The following is a 17,442-nucleotide window of genomic DNA, read 5'->3' as shown; positions in this document are numbered from 1 at the left end:
TTTACCATTGGATTTTATTAAACGTTTATTCTTTAGCAAAATATGCTTCGCAGAAAATGTCTGCATAAGCTTGAGTCATTTCCTCAAAAGTATTGAGTGAATCCAAGACATATTTAGCATTTCCAGCTAACTGCTGGCGCAAGGATTTATCCTCCAACAAGCTAATCAAAGCTGCCACTAATTCTTCCGGGCGATCCGGTGTATAAAACAAACCGTTAATTCCCGGTCTGACTTGTTCCTTAATCCCAAAAACCGGCGATGTAATAATTGGTAAATCGCAGGCCATCGCCTCCAAAATCACTCTCGGAAAACTTTCTATCCTAGAAGTGCAAACAAAAATATCCGCCGCTTTGTAATATTTTCCTGGTTTCCCTGTTTCGGGTACTACTGTCACCCTTTGCCGCAACTCTTCCGGCAATTCGCCCACCATATCAGCTAATTTACTGCTGTAAATACTCGGGCGATCGCCCACAATGAAACACCTAATTTTATTGTGCCATTTTTCAGGTAAAAGCGAAAGTGCCTTAACTAAATCCTGCTGGCCTTTGCGTTCGCACACTGTCCCCAGCAGCAAAACTACCACATCTTCCGCTGCAACACCTAAGCTTTTTCTAGCCAACTCAAAATTCTCCGAATTTTCTAGTTGGCTCAAATCTAAGCCGTTATGAATCACTGTAAAATTGTAGTGGCTGTTGAGAGGTAAATATCTGTCGCGCGTTGCATCCGCCACAAAAATCACCTTGTAAGGAAAGCGAAAACATTCCAAAGCTCTCGCCGCAATCTCTGAACCAAACCTGTTAAAATAAGTTTGCCAAGGTTCGCTTTCGTGCACGTTCCACACCGTCGGAATTCCGATTTCCTGGGCCGCATCAACTACAAAGAAGTTTTCTAAAGTATTGGCATAAACTGCATCTACTTTTAAACTTTCAATTTCCTTGCTAAAACTGTGGATAGCTTCATCGTAAGCATCGCGTTGATAGATGTGTTCGAGGGGATTGTCGCGCACCATGACTTCAATTCCCTGCTGTTCGTAAGCTTGACGCAGGGGCCCGTCTGTGGTGCAAAGTACGATCGGCAAAATCGCACCCTCAGCCGCCAATTTCACCGCAATTTCGTACTGATGCAGCGGCGCGCCCGTAAAATCCAGCGAATTGCTGCACATCAAAACTTTGATAGGATGAATCAGATTCTCTGCTTCTGCTACCAACAAACCAGAATCGGAAACTTCCAGTGTATAACCCTCTTCCTTCTTCCCTCTTCCTTCTTCCTTCTTCCTTCCATCCGTTACATCCGTTACATCCCGTACATTGCTCGTTGCCGAACCTTCTTCCTTCATAAAAACCCGTCGGGGTTGAATATGAAAATACTCATCTTCCAATGATAAATGAGGACTGTAAAAACCATCATTTTTCCTCGCATACTTGCGCCTAAAAGCTGCAACTTCTTGAGGATTGTCAGTAAAACCCCTAGAAGTTCCCTCCTTATGCAACAACTCCGCATCGGGACAGTAAACGCACCGATAACCGAGTTCTAACAATCGGTATCCGTAATCCGCATCATTGTAAGCAACAGCAAAATTCTCCTCATCAAAACCTCCCAATTCTAAAAACAATTGACGCGGAGTAATCGTGCAAGCGGCTGTTACCGCCGAGAAATTTCGCGTTACCATCGCTTGAGAAAGATAGCCTCGATTTTCGCTGTTCATCAGCTTAAAAGCGTGACCAGCTAAACCGTGATGGAGGCCGTGAATTATGCCCGCGTGTTGAATTCTGCCGTCGGGATATAACAGCCTCGCGCCGACTGCACCCACAGCAGGAATTTGAGCATATCCGACCATTTGACTAAGCCATCGCGGGGTGATTACTTCAGTATCATTGTTCAAAAACAACACGTATTCGCTGTCAACTTGTTCGACAGCGCGGTTATTAATTGCTGCAAAACTAAACTTGCCTCCAGGATTTTTGATTCGCAAAACTTGACAATTTAATTGATTTAAATATTCTAGGGTTTTTGGATCGTCGCTTTCGTTGTCAATGACAGCAATTTGATAATTTTTGTATGTTGTAATTTCGATAGAATCGATACAGGCTTTCAGCAGTTTAACTTGATTTTTAGTAGGAATAATCAAAGTTACTGACGGGCCATCATCAGGGAAATCCTGGGCAAATATGCCCAAATTTTCTTTAATTGCCCAGGCGTGCTGAGCGACAGTTCCCTTAATTTTTCTGCGGTTTAGTGCGTCTTGAATGGCTTGTTGACCTGCGGAAAAACTGGATGGTTTCGCGGCCCCAGATACGGCTGTAGAACCTGGTGCGGTTCGCCAGTGATAAAGCACTAGGGGCAGGTGGGCGACGCGGCGAGAAATTTCGGTTGCTCTCAAGGCAAAATCGTAATCTTGCGAGCCTTCAAAACCGAGCCGCAAGCCGCCTATTTGTTCAAATATTTCTTTTTTGACGGCGCACAAATGACCGAGATACATATAGGAAAGCAGCAGTTCTGGCGACCATTCTGGTTTGAATTGCGGGGCGAATCTGCGACCTTTGGTGTCGATTTTGTCGTCGTCTGAGTAGAGAAAGTCGGTGGTTGGATGCGCGGCAAAATGTAAGGCGACTTCGCCTAATGCGTCGGGAGTTAGTTCGTCGTCGTTGTCTAAAAACAGGATGATGTCGCCTGTGGCGAGGGCGGCGGCGCTGTTGGTGGCGGCGCTGATGTTGCCGTTTTCTGTGCGAAATGTGATGCGGATACGATCGTCCTTTGCGGCCCAATTTTTCAAAGTTTCAGCAACCGTAGCGTCGGTACTGTGATCGTCGGCGATGCAGAGTTCCCAGTTTTGATAAACTTGATTGATTACGCTGTCGATCGCACTTTCGAGAAAATCTATCTGCGGATTGTAAACTGGCATTACCACCGAGATTTTTGGCAACGCTTCCCCACAGGATTTTAACCGAGAAATCAGATAATCGCGCGCGCGATCGTTCCACTGATTCACCTCCAGCCAAGCATCATACCTATCAATCGGTGAAGCAAGCACAAAACCCGCAGGCGGCAGCAAATCTCCCGGCGCAGTAAACTGTTTTTGCTGCTTGTAAATCTTCCCAAACTGACGCATCACCTTCACAATTTCCCAAGGCATCGGCACAATTCTGCCGAGACGCTGTTTTCTCTCCCTCGCCCGCTGCCGGATTGCCTCTACAAAACTCGAAAACTCCTCATATTTATCAGCACTTCGCTGCCAAATATCGTAGCGCCGCACAGTCAATATTTTCGGTGCTTGAAAATACAAAATTTCCCCGTTTTCTAACTCGGCTTGCAGAGAAACGTGCCATTCACCCGGAGGCAAATTGACAAGCGCCTCAAAGCCGCTTTCCGAACTGTTAACCCAGTCAGGAAACACTTCGCCGACATCTTTTCGGCGCAAACCGTAGGCGCATTCTACAGAAGTATCGCCGCACAAAAGACTTAATTTAGCAATTTTGCGATCGTGGTGACAACACCAACCCGCAAACAAAACTTGACCCTGACGCTGTTCCCACACCACCGGTACATCTAACGACGCTTGAATCGTTGAAACTAACAGCGGATAAGTTGCTAATAAATGCCATTTTCCTCCCTCGTCTTGCGCTTCCAACAACACTTCGTGCCGTCCGGCCGGGGCTTGTAATTCAATTTTAAAACCAGAGTTTTTTGCCGAATCAATATTAGAATACCAGCGGGCTATCTCGCTTCTTTCCAGACCGTAAATAGCTGCAAAATTATTATTTTTAATTCGGGCGCGGACGGCTTTAATATCTTTTTTGGTGTTAAATACCCAGCCCACAATTAGCAGGTTGGAATCGCTAACTTGCCAAGTAGTGGGTTGGTCTAAAGAAAAAACAAATCTTGGGAATACATCGCGGATTTTGTGCTTAAATTGCCACCATTTTTCTCTAAGTTGCCACCAGTCAGAAGACTTGATTGCAGCAATTTCTGCCCCGACTCTTGCGGTTTCCTGGCGTGATTTTTCTAAATATTCCAGAGTTTTATTTAATTCTTCCTGAGTTTGACTTTGTATTGTTTCCAGATACAGTAACTCAGCTAACTTTTGCTCCAATTTGAATTCTTTTTCTTCAACTTTTACCTGACTATTCCCTAATTCTGCTTCTAATTCCAATACTTTTGCTAAAGCTGTTTGAAATTGCGATTCTTTCCCGTCAAGCTGTACCTGAGTCTGTCCTAATTCTGTTTCTAATCCGAGCAGTTTTGCTAATGCTTCTTGAAATTGAGATTCTTTACCGTCAAGCTGTACTTGAGTTTCTCCTAATTCTGTTTCTAATTTCAAGACTTTTGTTAAGGCTTCTTGAAATTGCGATTCTTGACCGTCAAGCTGTACCTGAGTTTCTCCTAATTCTGTTTCTAATTCTAGCAGTTTTGATAGGGCTTCTTGAAATTGAGATTCTTTGCCGTCAAGCTGTACTTGGGTTTCTCCTAAGTTCGTTTCCAATTCCAACACTTTTGCTTGAGCTTGTTGAAATTGTTCTTGCCACTGTTTGACTTCTAAATTGCTGGTTTTTTGTTGTTTTTCCAGCAAGCGGATTTTGAGCCAATCTTCAAAAGGCCCGACAGGAGATACTGGAAAATGAATAATTTGGTCATTCGATAATTGAGATTTGCTGCTGAGATTGCCGGCTTTGGTTTCTAAAATTTGATATAGTTCTAAGGCTTCGGGAAAATATTGTTCTATTAAACTTGGTCTGTGACTTTTAACAATATCGTTGACTAATAAAGATTCTTCAAAGTTGTCGGCGGCGATCGCACTTAAGTTAACGTTAAATTTTTCGTTGACTCGATCGATAAAAAATTCGGGAGTGTTGCCGATCGGGTAAACGTTGGCCAGCAGACAGCGATCGGGAAAACTTTCAAACAATTCTAATACTTGTTGGTTGTAGTGCAGCCACATTTTTACTGCCATTTCGGGATGCTGCAGCAAGCTGACATCGGTTCCCCGGCGGTACAGCGAATCGACTACTTCCCAGGGCGATCGATAAACGCAGATAAAATTAGCTTCGGGGAGCAATTTTAACCAAAAATCCCAAAATAAAGCTGTTCGCGGGTCTTTCCAGCCCCAATGCTTCTGAGTTTGTTGATTTTGGTCGATCGCCCGTTTCGCAATTTCCACATCTGACGCTGCTACCGGAATCGTTTTTTCCAACGTACAGCCGAGTTCATCTATGCCGTGCGATCGTAAAACACTCTTGTGAAACTCCACAAAATCAACATTCTCGAAATGACCTTTCACATTTCCCACCGCCGGCCCAACCAACTTTTTACCAATATCAACCCCGACTTTCTGAAACAAAGAAGCCGTTAAAGACGTACCGGAACGGTGCATTCCAGTAACAATAAAAACCGACGGTTTGCTGTCATTTGTACTCACAATTTCTATCCCTCGCCCTAATTCCCACACCAACTTTACTTATTATTCTCGGAAACCTCTGCCTCCAAGCATTTAAGAGTCTCCTAACGCGAGCTTTTCAAGTGCTCGCGCTATCAAAATGCTTTTTTCAAAGCTGGAGATGCCGCCCTATTCTCCCGCTACCCCCAGCAACCGCTTGACTTGAAACCAGGTGCTTCTCAGCTTCCAGAACTTGCTGCTTTCCATTGCCTCAACTCGATTGTGCGATCGGTCTAATTCTTGCTTAGCATTAATTAACTGAGATTCTGTTTGTTCTAACTGCATTTGCAGGGATACTAACTGACTTTGAGTTTGTTCCAACTGCGCGTGAGCTGAAATTAATTGAGCTTGAGTTTCTTGCAACTTTATTTGAGATTCTTCTAATTGTGGTTCAGTAATCATTAACTTACTTTGACTGATTTCCCATGCTATTTTAGCCGCCTCTAACTGAGTTTCAACCAACTTGAGTTTTTCGTGAGTAGAACCCAACAAAGACTGCGATTGCCGTTGGCCCACCAGCGATTTCACGCTGCAAATTTCCAGAATCCATTCCCAACCGTAGTTATTGATTGCTTTAACTGTTAACACATCCTCCGGTGTCACAGTATTTTTCGGTAAATAACAGTTCCAACCAGACTGCAAAATAGCATCTTTTTGAAAATAGTCAGCCACATCCCGGCGATCGTAAAAAGGCTCGCACCTCTGAACCACCTCACCGTTTACCAGCACCTGAACTTCATCTATTCGGCCGCCCAAATTCACATCAGCAGCCCAACCCTCCAGATACAAATTCTGCTTGTTGGTAAAAGCAGCAACATCAATATATCCTCCAGGGTGGTGATAAAAATTTAACTCCGAAAAATCTCTAGTTAACTTATTTGTAACAACATACAAATCCTGAAACCTGCATATGCCTTTTTTGATCCGGTGAACAAAAGCTTTCCCACCGCTAACTTTACCGACAATTTCTCTCACAAACTTTTCAGTTACATAAGTTGTGCCGTATTCCTCCTTATCCAAAGACTGACTTTCGCTTTCGGCACTAAACAAAATACCGTTAGCAGGCATTTCTATGTGAGAAGGAAGCAAACAATCGCCGTGAACGCTAAACATCAAAATCCCGTTTTCGGTCAACAAATTATACAAATTTTGGAGCCAACTCGTAAAAGTTCTTTCCGGGATATGGCTAAAAAAAGAATTAGCCAGAATGCAGTCAAATTTTCGGTCAATTAAATATTCTTCTGGTTTTCCCGTCGAAACAATACCGTTAACGCCCAAGTATTCAGTTTGAAACTTGACCGCGTTAGCATAAATATCAGAAACCCAAATTTGCTCCGGCGGCATTTCCTGAATCAAAAACCGGGTAAATCTACCGTAACCGCAGGCAAAATCCAGAAAAGACGGTACATTTTCAAACCCGCCAAAATGCCAATCTACAACTTGTTGAACCGCATCCCGGATGCGTCGCCCGATCGCATAATAGCGCACCAAAGCTCGCTCGCGATCGTCATCGTCTCCATCGTCTCCATCCTCCTTGACGTTGCTCAAGCTAAACAAATACATTTCATCGTCTTCGCAAATATTTAGTTTAAAATCTTCGGGAAACTTAGCTCGATCTCGAATCAATGCTTGGATTACTTGATTTTTGGATAATTCTAAATTGAGATTGCTCATTATTTTTACAAAGTTTTCACAGAATTATTAGATGACTTCCGTTGACTGTTCTTGCACCAGACAATCAGAATTTACAACAGTTAAACACGGTTCTATCAGCAAGTCAACAATGCCGTTACCGCAGGACTCAGTACAAGACTGAACTTTGAACATCGCCACATCAACGCAGCGATCCAGATAACTTAAATCCTCATCTACCGTTCCCACCACCCCCGCATTCAAAAAATAAACCCCCGGATTCAGCAAACATTTAAACTGAAACTTAACTAAAATTGTCGTTCCCGCTTCCACATATTTAACTGACTGAGTAGAAGCCTTCAAAGAAGCACCAGCCAACTCAAAACCGCTAATCGTTTTAATCAACATTCCAAACCTAACTTTGGAAGTTGACCGCGAGAAAGTGACAGAGTAAGTGTAAACATAATCTTGACGACCGAGCAAGTGATTTACCACATTTCCCTGCAGCGTTTCGATGCGCGGGTTAATAATTTCCGCGCCGCGAGACGGATAGCGCACCGTATTCGACGGGATCATCCCCGGTTCGTAAAATTCATCATAATGTTCCTTGGGTTGAGAGATATATTGCTCCGGTACAGCCTCCATTTTGGTACTTTCTAAATTAGGATTCTGAATATTTTCTTGACTTTCTTGCTTTGTCAGTTGGTTCAGAACTCGAATATCTTGCTTCAACCCCAAGACTTTATCTGGATCGGCATAGATCAGCTTTTGATATTTAGAAATTACCACCTTTGGCGTGTGAGCGAGCAGCAATTCTCCGCTATCCATTAAAATCGCCGAAGTACAAAGTTGCACCACAGAACTAGCAGCATGAGAAACAAATAAAATCGTTCCGCCACCTTCCTGAATGCTTTGCAAGCGGGCAAAACACTTGCGCTGAAAAGCTTCGTCGCCTACCGAAAGTGCTTCGTCAACCACTAGAATATCTGGCTCTACGCTAGTCGCAACGGCAAAAGCCAGTCTGACAAACATACCGCTAGAATAGGTTTTGACTGGCTGATCGATGAAATCTCCAATATCAGCAAAAGCCGCGATTTCGTCAAATTTTTCTTCAGTTTCTTTTTGATTGAATCCGAGTATTTGAGCGTTGAAAAACACGTTTTGTCTTCCGGTAAATTCCGGGTTAAACCCGCTTCCGAGTTCCAACAAAGCGGAGATTCGCCCTTGTACTCGGACGCTTCCTGCGGTGGGTGTCAGCGTACCCACAATGATTTGCAAAAGCGTGCTTTTTCCCGACCCGTTGCGACCGACTACTCCTAGAGTTTGTCCTTTAGGAATTTCCAGATTGATGTCGGAGAGTGCCCAAAATTCATCAGCAAATTTTTTATTGGGATAAATAATTTCTTTTAAGCGGTCTCCTGGACGATCGTACCGCTTAAAGCATTTGGAAACATTTTTTAGTGAAATTACATTTTCAGTCATCCGATTTTAGATTTTAGATTTTGGATTCTTCGACTTCGCGAGCGAACAAGTTTCAGATTTGAGATTGATATTATGTCTTTTAGAACAAAAAATAGGTTTGATCGTTGGGAATGCGAGTCCTCTGATTTATGCGGACTCGCATTCCTCACTACGAACCTCGATCGCGATTTTGGATGGTAGATTGCATTTAAATGTAAAACATATTACAACACGTCAGCAAAAGCGGGACGCAAACGCCGGTAAACCGCTAAACCTCCACAAAATATAGCAGCAGAGATTAGGGTGGCGACACCCCATTCGCCCCAGTGTTTGACTTCTCCCAGCAGGATGAGGTCTCGATAAACCTCGGAGATGGTGGCCATTGGATTCAACCAAAATATCCAGGCTCGCCACTGTTCGGGGATGATTGATGCTGGATAGACGATCGGCGTCAAATAAAACCAAAAATTTAGAATAACACCTAATGTCTGAGGAATGTCTCGCAAAAACACGGTTAAGCCCGCTGTCAAATATCCCAAGCCGGCTGTGAGCAACAATTGAGGCACCCAAACCAGTGGCAGCAAGCATAAAGTAGCGTTGAGCTTTTGCGAGGATACTGCTACGATCAGAATCAAGGCTGCTAAACCGAGAGAACTTTCAATAAAAGCTGTAAAAATCGGCACGAGGGGCAGCAAACCGAGGGGAAATACTACTTTTTTGACTAAATTTGGCTGCCCTACTACGGATACTCCCGATTTAATCAAACCGCTGGTGAAAGCACTCCAAGGTAACAAACCTGCAAATAGCCAGACTCCAAATGTGATGTCGCTGTTTTCCGGGAAGCCTGCAAGTTTGAGTTTTACCTTGAGGACGATCGAGAATACGTAGGTGTAAATCACCAATTGCGATAGCTGATTCAGCAGCGGCCACAAATTGCCCAGAATCGAGCCTTTGTATTGAGCTTCCAAGTCCCGACGCACCAATGTAGCCAGCAGACTCAGCTTTGCCCTGCGCTGGCTGTTTGTCGGTCGCCGGCCGCGGCCCTTTCGGGCTTTTTGGACAACTCCTTTCACCGATCTGTGCAATTTTTTCGCCCTCGTTGACTACCTTCACACCTAAATCAACTCCAGCTACAATTGTGCAGCTTTTGCTAAACCGCAATTATTCCACAGCCGGGCCGCTTTGATCAAGGATCTGTCTCCCCGGCTTGGACTTCTGGCTTCTGGCTTCTGGCTTTTGGCTTAGGAGGTTATTTTAGCCGATCGCCTCCCCAACTGCCGAACCGATCGCGACTCTTTGCTCGTCGTCGTAGCCCCAGCGTTGGAAAAACTCCTCATACTCACCTTCTTTAGTTTGTAAACTTTCTAGCATTTGCGACGCTACAGCTTGACAGGCAGGCATTTGCAGGATTTGAATTAAATTGCGCGATCGCTCCTGCACTCTAGCAGAACCCGCCGCCATTTCCTCCTTTTGAAGGCGCGAATGATGCAACACCATTGCCGCCGACATCGCCACATTTTTCACCAGCAGTTCTGCTACGATCTCAGGAGCCGATCGCAGCGCCTTGATAACTCCTGGTGACGGCCGGTCTGCAGCCTGTCGGTCGTCCGTCAGATAGGTGACAAAAAACCCCCTAGCACCGTTGGGAGTTTTCACGAGAGATTTAACAGCTTGCTCGATATCTCCCTCTAAAAGTCGATCGCTCTGAATCAGCGACAGTAAAGATTGAGTCAGCGCGATCGCCTCCTCAAAAGTTATACTTTTCGATGCTAATAAAGAAGATGGAACACTCATAACGACCTCAATAATTTTCACGATTCTGCTAATAATTGTAAACAATTTTCGCTGTCCGAGCGCAAATAAATATGGCTATAATCTCCTCCAAACAACAACCCCCAGACCAAAATCTACCTGAAGACATAGCCCCTGCTCCCCGAAAAAGAGCAGCTAAACCCCAGACGGAATCGCTGCTAGAATCGCAAGAATTACCAGACGAAATCAACAACAAACAAGAAGATAAAATCCGCCCCCAGCGGTTAGCCGAATACATCGGACAAAAAGACTTGAGAGAAGTTTTGGCGATCGCAATTGCAGCAGCCAAATCGCGGGGCGAACCGATGGATCACCTGTTACTGTACGGGCCGCCAGGGTTGGGAAAAACCACAATGTCGCTAATTCTAGCAGCAGAAATGGAAGTTGAATGCAAAATCACCACCGCCCCAGCCCTAGAAAAACCCCGAGATATTGTCGGATTGCTCGTCAACCTCAAAGCAGGCGACGTGCTGTTTATCGACGAAATTCACCGCTTATCTAAAGTTACCGAAGAAATCCTCTATCCAGCGATGGAAGACTGCCGTTTAGATATTACGATCGGTCAAGGAAAAAGCGCCAAAATCCGCAGCATTCCCCTGAAACCCTTTACCTTAGTAGGAGCAACCACCAAAGTCGGCTCGCTGACATCTCCGTTGCGCGATCGCTTCGGCTTAATCCAAAGATTACGCTACTACGAAATAGACGAACTTAGTCTAATTGTCCAAAGAACCGCCCAAGTTCTCGACACTAAAATCACCCCAGAAGGAGCCGAAGAAATTGCCCGCCGAGCTCGCGGAACCCCCCGGATTGCTAACCGTTTGCTGCGCCGAGTTAGAGACTACAGCGAAGTCAAAAATTTAAAGCCAATCAATGCCGAAGTTGCATCCATCGCCCTAGAATTGTTCAACGTCGATCCCCTAGGCTTGGATTGGACTGATCGGTCTCTTTTGACAGCAATGATCGAAAACTTTAACGGCGGCCCGGTTGGTTTAGAAACCCTCGCTGCTTCCACCGGAGAAGACACTCAAACAATTGAGGATGTCTACGAACCATACTTAATGCAAATCGGATTTTTGCAGCGAACAAGTAGGGGCAGAATTGCCACAGCAGCCGCTTGGAAACACTTAGGTTTTGTCTCACCTAAACTATTGTAGGCTGTGTTAGATTGAGTCGGTCAAAAAAAACTCAATAGTCAAGTATCTGCTAGGCTAAAAAAGTGATATTACAGGGAAAAAGGATTTCACCAGCTTTGATATGGCTCAATAAATCTACAATTAAAATGCAGTACAGCTTACATTTTTCCCCAAAAATACAACTGTCGGAAAGCTCCTAACCCCTATCCAATCCCCAGGGGGAACGCATCTTATTGAACACTGTTCATCAGTGGTGAGTATATTTTGAGATGAATTCACCATTCTTAGAAGCTACAGACACGCTTTGTAATGAACTGTTAGATAAAATAGGAACTGATTAATCGTGATTTTGACTTAAGGCGAATTTTGAGACAATAAAAATATTATAACCACTGTTTACAAGTTGTATAATAGACCTCTTGCAAAAGTCAAATTTACCCCCCTTAGTCCCCCCTTATTAAGGGGAGAAACAAGAATAATCTTGCTCCCTCCCCTTGATAAGGGGAGGGTTGGGGTGGGGTGCTTTGGATTTTTGCAAGAGTTCTAATAGTTATTAATGAGTTATTCGTAAGAATTTAGTTAACTGCAACAGCGAGAATCTTAGTCAAATAATCATCATCCCACCCGGCTCGAAGTCGCTGATTTCTGGCTCCGGTATTTGAGGTTTTTTATTGATTCAAAAGATTAAGCGAGATATGTCTAATTATAGCAAAATTTTGCGGAGCATTATCTTTTCTAATTCGACAATCATCTTCACGAAAACCCACATCTAATACCCAATGTAAAGAATTCTCAATTCCCCAATGGCTACGGACTGATTCACCAAGTTTTTGAGCATTATTTGGTAAACTACTAATATAATATTGAATCCAACTCAAAAAACACTTTTGAAATTGCTCAGGTTTGAGGCGAAAAAATACTCTCGCAATTGTGTCATGGGTCGGGATGCCATTCGGCAATTCTCAAATTGTCTTTAACTATTCGTATTTAGAATAACCCGTAACTTTCGATATTCACCCATGTATCAGCACCGCCAATCACTGCACAAAATGAGAGGGTGATAATATCAATTAATTGATAATGTTTCGTTCGCTAAATTCTGGGATCTTCTAAGTCGTAAAAATGGTCGGCAATGGTGATTTGAGGTTTGAGTTTGACAATGGTAAACTCTAATTAAATAATTTTTGGACACTCAATAATTCTGCTCCAATATACCACATTCTCTTAACATAAAATTTAGATGCGTTCGCCCTGGGGTTTATTGTATTCCTATTAACATTTTAAGCTATCAAATTATTTATAAACCCGATTTCTTTACAGCAAAGAAATCGGGTTTTTTATAGTATGATTAACTGCTTGGGCTGCCCAATCGAGCCGGTGGCTGGAGGAAAAATCCTTGGGGCTCAACAGTTGCGGCAAAGAAACCGGATTTTTTGTACGGGAGTGAAAATCCTTGGGGTCTCAACAGTTACGGCAAAGAAGCCCGGTTTCTTGTACAATGACTGAGGCCTTGGGCTATCCGGTGACTGAAAAACTGGGTTTCTTGATGACAAAGAAACCGACTTTCTTGTACAATGATCGACGAGAAACCCCGTTGCTGGAGGTGAAAATCAACAAACCTCTGGGAAATCTCTGCCTCTGTGGTTCATTAAAGGTAACAAATCATGGCTTATTTTTGGTTTAAATCGTTTCATTTTATTGGCATTGTCGTTTGGTTTGCTGGCTTATTTTATTTAGTAAGATTATTCGTCTATCACGCGGAAGCCGAAGAGAAACCAGAACCGGCAAAAACAATTCTTAAAGAACAATATCAAATTATGGAGAAACGTCTTTATAATTTGATTACTACGCCCGGAATGTTTGTGACTGTCCTGATGGCGATCGGGTTAATTTCAACAGAACCAGATGTATTAAAAGACACTTGGTTGCACATTAAGTTAACATTAGTTACTTTGTTAATAGGTTATCATTTCTATTGCGGTTGGCTGCTGAAGAAATTAGCAAAGAATGAATGTCAGTGGACTGGTCAACAATTTAGGGCATTAAATGAAGTGCCAACGGTTTTGTTGGCAATGATAGTATTGCTAGCAGTATTTAAGCAAAGTTTACCAGTTTCTTCAACTATTGCTACGATTATTGCCATGATTGTATTAATGGTAGTGACCATTAATTTTTATGCCAAGAAGCGCCTCAACGACCAACGCAAAAATCTCCCATCGATCCCCCAACAAGAAGGCTAGTTAAGTCAAACTTATTCCCCATTTCCTCATAGGAAATGGGGTGAGTGGGTGCTTTAAAACTATCACAACAGAACGCCCCGCATTACTAACCGTTTGCTCCGGCGAGTTAGAGACTGCAGCGAAGTCAAAAATTTAAAGCCAATCAATAGTGCGAGCTGTCGCGAACTCGCGAGTGTTGGATAGAGCCCGAGTTTGCGACAGTTCGCACGCTCAAAATCAAAACTGAGATGCTCCCGTTGAAAAATGTGAAAAGTCAGCTACAGTAAACTAAAGCCAATAACTCGATATAGCCTTTCTCAAAAAAGTGAGGTATGCCCTATGCCCTATGCCCTATGCCCTATGCCCTATGCCCTATGCCCTATCCCGGATAGTACCTTATCTTTCTGAGAAAGGCTATATATATATATATGTCTGTCATCAATCATCAACTATCCGAAATTAGCCGCAATTCCCGCAACATTTTTTCTCGCTCGCTCGCAATTCTCATAGCAGTTTCCCAAGTAAAAGTAAAAGACTGAAAAGAATCAGAATCAATCCGATCTTCATCCAAATCCAAAATCACCTGCTTAAAAATATCAAATAACTGCTCTTGCAATAAATCAATTTCATTCACTGTTTTCGCTAGACGAATTTGTTGGATCAAACTTAAAATATCCAGATTAAATTTATCAGCCCGATTTTTTTGTTTCTGCAAAAAGCGCGATCGCAACTGCCAAAGCCAAGAAGCCAAAAGAGTGCCGAGCGACAAAAACAAACCGATAGCATCAGAATTAGCAGCAACAAAATCTGGTTTTTCGCGATCGTAATAAGCCTGAGCGCCCTCATGCACGGGCCAAGCCAAACTCCCGTTTTCTCCCGGCTGATTAATCATTGCCGCCAGGGAATCAGCCGCCACCAAATTGCGGCGGTACTCAAACAAAATGCGCGTAATTTCCCGCACGACTTCAGGATCGACATCCTCCCGGGCCAACAGAGTAGCGTGCACTCCTACAGTCCCCAAATCTGCATCGGGAACAGCCGGAGCGGCCTTGTAAGTACCCTTCGGAATAATATCGGCTTCCAAATAAGGCAACTTAATTTTCATGGCAGATCCTTGGTCGATCTGCACCAATTTACCCTGCGTATTTTTTAGCAAATCGCTAACCAAATCGCTCCCAGGAGGCAGTACCCTAAAAATAGCATCAACCTCCCCCTTACTAAATAATTTAGTAGCCTCTGTCCAATTAGTTGCAGTATAAATAAAATCTGTTTCTTGCAAGCCATAATGCTCGCTCATCAAGAAAAAAGAACTGTAAGAACCACTTTTTTTGTCCATCAGGGCAATATGTTTTCCTTTCAGATCGCCAACAGTCTGAATGCCAGATTTTTCAGAAACAATTAAGTGAAAAACTTCCTTAAATAGCGAAGCAATTACCCTCGCCGAAGGTACAGCCTCTGTATTGTTCTGTACGATCGCTAACTGAGCCTCATTCGCCTCAAGTTTGTTCATATTTTCTTGGGCACCTTGAGTTTCAATAACTTGAATGTGGATGCGCGGATTTTGTTGAACAACTATCTCAGCAATTGCCTGTCCGAAAGGATAATAATTACCCGTTGTTGTTCCCGTCGCCAGCGTTAATTGATAAACTCGCTCCTTGTCGTGGTGAAGCTTCCAGCCGAAAGATCCAATCAGGACAACACTTAATAGAGCAACGGGCAGCAGAAATTTATTTTGCATTGATGTTAAGACGCGATCGATAATGGCAAAATCAAAAGTATTCTAGTTAAAAATGAAAAGAGAAATCGGGAAATTCGACGCGCCCGATAGGGGAGGAACCAATGCCCAATACCCCCAAGGCCCAATACCCCACTGCCCCATTCCCCATTCCCCATTACCAATTCCCCATGCTAATATCCCTCAGAATAGAAAACTTTGCCCTAATTGACCGCCTGGATCTAGACTTTGGCCCGAGTTTGAACGTATTTACAGGGGAAACCGGCGCAGGAAAATCGATTATCCTAGATGCGATCGATGCAGTTTTGGGCGGGAAAGTCGATCGCCGATCGATTCGCACCGGAGCAACACGGGCAATATTGGAGGCTACCTTTGAATTGGACTCATCCTCCGCAAAATGGCTGGGCGAACAAGAAATCGAACCCATAGACGGAAATTTAGCCGTTTGCAGCCGGGAAATTCACGCCACGAGCGGTGCTCTGCGTACCAGATCGCGTTTGAACGGAATTCTCGTCAACCGCCAGTTAATGGAGCAACTGCGCGATCGACTCGTCGAAATTACCGCCCAAGGCCAAACAGTCCACCTCGGACAAGAAACCCTCCAACGAGAATGGCTAGACTTGTACGGCGGCAAAAAACTCACTGAAGCTCGATCGACAATCACCAAAGCCTGGATCGAAGCCAGCACCGCCAAAACAGCCCTCAAGCACAGGCGTCAGTCAGAACAGCAGCGCCTGCAAAGACTCGATTTATTGCAATACCAAGTCCGAGAGCTCAGCGAAGCCAACATCGAAGACAGCGAGGAACTCGCACATCTAGAACAAGAATCAATCCGCCTCGGCCACATCGTCGAATTGCAGCAGCAAAGTTACAAAGTTCACCAAGCCCTTTACCAAAACGACGGCGACACCGCCTCAGCCGCCGACTTGTTGAGCAAAGCCGAAGTAATTTTAAGCGACATGACCGTTTACGATGTGCAGTTGCAACCAATCCTAGAAATGGTCAGCGATGCTTTAGCTCAAGCCACAGAAGCCAGCAGGCAAATTAGCAGCTACGGCGAACAATTAGAAGCAGATCCCGAAAGACTCGAAGAAGTAGAAGACAGAATTCGCGAACTCAAACAAATTTGCCGCAAATACGGGCCGCTCAAAGAAGCGATCGCCTACTACCAAGGCATCCAAAACGAACTAAACGAACTTTTAGAAGGAGGCGAGTCAATGGAAGCCTTAGAACTCGCATATCAGACCGCTTTAGACCAATTAAAAGAGGCTTGCAGCCACCTGACAATCCTGCGGTGCGAAGCAGCTCTCAAACTTGAAACGCATCTTGTCGCGGAACTCAAGCCCTTAGCAATGGAAAAAGTACAATTTCAAGTCGCAATCTCGCGTTGTAGCCCAACCTCCAGCGGTGCAGACCAAATCGCCTTTTGTTTCAGCCCCAATCCGGGGGAACCGCTACAACCGTTAGGGGCGATCGCCTCCGGCGGAGAAATGAGCCGCTTTCTACTCGCCATCAAAGCTTGTTTTTCCCAAATCGAAAGCGCCGGAACCCTAATTTTCGACGAAATCGACGCAGGAGTCTCCGGGAGAGTCGCCGGCGCGATCGCCAAAAAACTCCACCAACTCTCCGACAAACACCAAGTTCTCTGCGTCACCCACCAGCCGCTGATCGCCGCGATGGCCGATTGTCATTTTCGCGTCAACAAAATGACGATCGCAGCAGAACAAAATATCGACGAAGCAGCCAACTCCAACTCCCAACCGGGCGAACGTACTGTAGTCAGAGTTGTGGGCCTCAACAGCCAGCAGCGCCGCGAAGAACTCGCCCAACTCGCCAGCGGTCGATCGGCCACAGAGGCGATCGCCTTCGCCGAATCCCTACTTGTCGAAGCCGCCGGATTGCGCCAAATTCAGTCCGCCAAACCCTGAAAGCACACTTTAGCCGATCGGGGGGTCAAAATGCGGAGTTTTTTTCATACCGGAGGTTACACTAAAAATGGCAACCGCAAATTTTACAAGA

The 17,442-nt window shown here is 44.4% G+C and carries 10 protein-coding genes and 1 pseudogene; 4 read left to right on the top strand and 7 right to left on the bottom strand.

From position 1 onward, the window contains the following. Window positions 1–25 precede the first annotated feature (25 nt). The 5 genes from QUB13_RS03155 to QUB13_RS03135 form a co-directional block, all read right to left on the bottom strand. The gene (locus QUB13_RS03155; RefSeq protein ID WP_333378858.1) at window positions 26–5,413 is read right to left on the bottom strand and encodes a glycosyltransferase; all 5,388 of its coding nucleotides are present in this window, start codon (window positions 5,411–5,413) and stop codon (window positions 26–28) included. A gap of 147 nt (window positions 5,414–5,560) precedes the next feature. Then, window positions 5,561–7,105: a methyltransferase gene (locus QUB13_RS03150; protein WP_333378856.1), complete on the bottom strand. Its 1,545-nt coding sequence runs from the start codon at window positions 7,103–7,105 to the stop codon at window positions 5,561–5,563. A 27-nt stretch (window positions 7,106–7,132) separates the two neighbouring features. Further along, window positions 7,133–8,545, bottom strand: coding sequence for an ABC transporter ATP-binding protein (locus QUB13_RS03145; RefSeq protein ID WP_333378854.1), 1,413 nt, complete (start codon window positions 8,543–8,545; stop codon window positions 7,133–7,135). A gap of 203 nt (window positions 8,546–8,748) precedes the next feature. Continuing rightward, window positions 8,749–9,597 carry an ABC transporter permease gene (locus QUB13_RS03140; RefSeq protein ID WP_194010244.1) on the bottom strand — a complete coding sequence of 283 codons (849 nt, stop codon included), beginning with the start codon at window positions 9,595–9,597 and terminating at the stop codon, window positions 8,749–8,751. A 181-nt stretch (window positions 9,598–9,778) separates the two neighbouring features. Continuing rightward, on the bottom strand, window positions 9,779–10,318 hold the full coding sequence (locus QUB13_RS03135) for a hypothetical protein (RefSeq protein WP_194070679.1): 540 nt from the start codon (window positions 10,316–10,318) through the stop codon (window positions 9,779–9,781). A 71-nt stretch (window positions 10,319–10,389) separates the two neighbouring features. Between QUB13_RS03135 and ruvB the strand changes: the two genes are divergently transcribed. Next, window positions 10,390–11,490 (top strand): Holliday junction branch migration DNA helicase RuvB, encoded by a 1,101-nt coding sequence (gene ruvB / locus QUB13_RS03130; protein ID WP_194010242.1) that lies wholly within the window; start codon window positions 10,390–10,392, stop codon window positions 11,488–11,490. A gap of 554 nt (window positions 11,491–12,044) precedes the next feature. Here the strand turns inward: ruvB and QUB13_RS03125 are convergent. Continuing rightward, window positions 12,045–12,630 (bottom strand): annotated as a pseudogene (locus tag QUB13_RS03125) (ISAs1 family transposase). Window positions 12,631–13,133: 503 nt separating this feature from the next. On the opposite strand from QUB13_RS03125, the gene hemJ reads away from it, so the two are divergent. Then, window positions 13,134–13,709, top strand: a complete 576-nt coding sequence (hemJ, locus tag QUB13_RS03120) for a protoporphyrinogen oxidase HemJ (RefSeq protein ID WP_333087660.1) — start codon at window positions 13,134–13,136, stop codon at window positions 13,707–13,709. Between the two features lie 81 nt (window positions 13,710–13,790). After that, on the top strand, window positions 13,791–13,892 hold the full coding sequence (locus tag QUB13_RS30375) for a hypothetical protein (RefSeq protein WP_333423514.1): 102 nt from the start codon (window positions 13,791–13,793) through the stop codon (window positions 13,890–13,892). A gap of 241 nt (window positions 13,893–14,133) precedes the next feature. Here the strand turns inward: QUB13_RS30375 and QUB13_RS03115 are convergent, their stop codons facing one another. Then, window positions 14,134–15,426: a TAXI family TRAP transporter solute-binding subunit gene (locus tag QUB13_RS03115; RefSeq protein ID WP_333378851.1), complete on the bottom strand. Its 1,293-nt coding sequence runs from the start codon at window positions 15,424–15,426 to the stop codon at window positions 14,134–14,136. 167 nt (window positions 15,427–15,593) lie between these two features. Between QUB13_RS03115 and recN the strand changes: the two genes are divergently transcribed. Beyond that, complete coding sequence (gene recN, locus QUB13_RS03110; protein WP_333378908.1) at window positions 15,594–17,351, top strand: DNA repair protein RecN; 1,758 nt, start codon at window positions 15,594–15,596, stop codon at window positions 17,349–17,351. The last annotated feature ends 91 nt before the right edge of the window (window positions 17,352–17,442 follow it).

The sequence above is a fragment of the Microcoleus sp. B4-D4 genome (assembly GCF_036705185.1).
Taxonomy (GTDB): Bacteria; Cyanobacteriota; Cyanobacteriia; order Cyanobacteriales; family Microcoleaceae; genus Microcoleus.
This window is presented reverse-complemented; position numbering and strand designations above follow the sequence as displayed.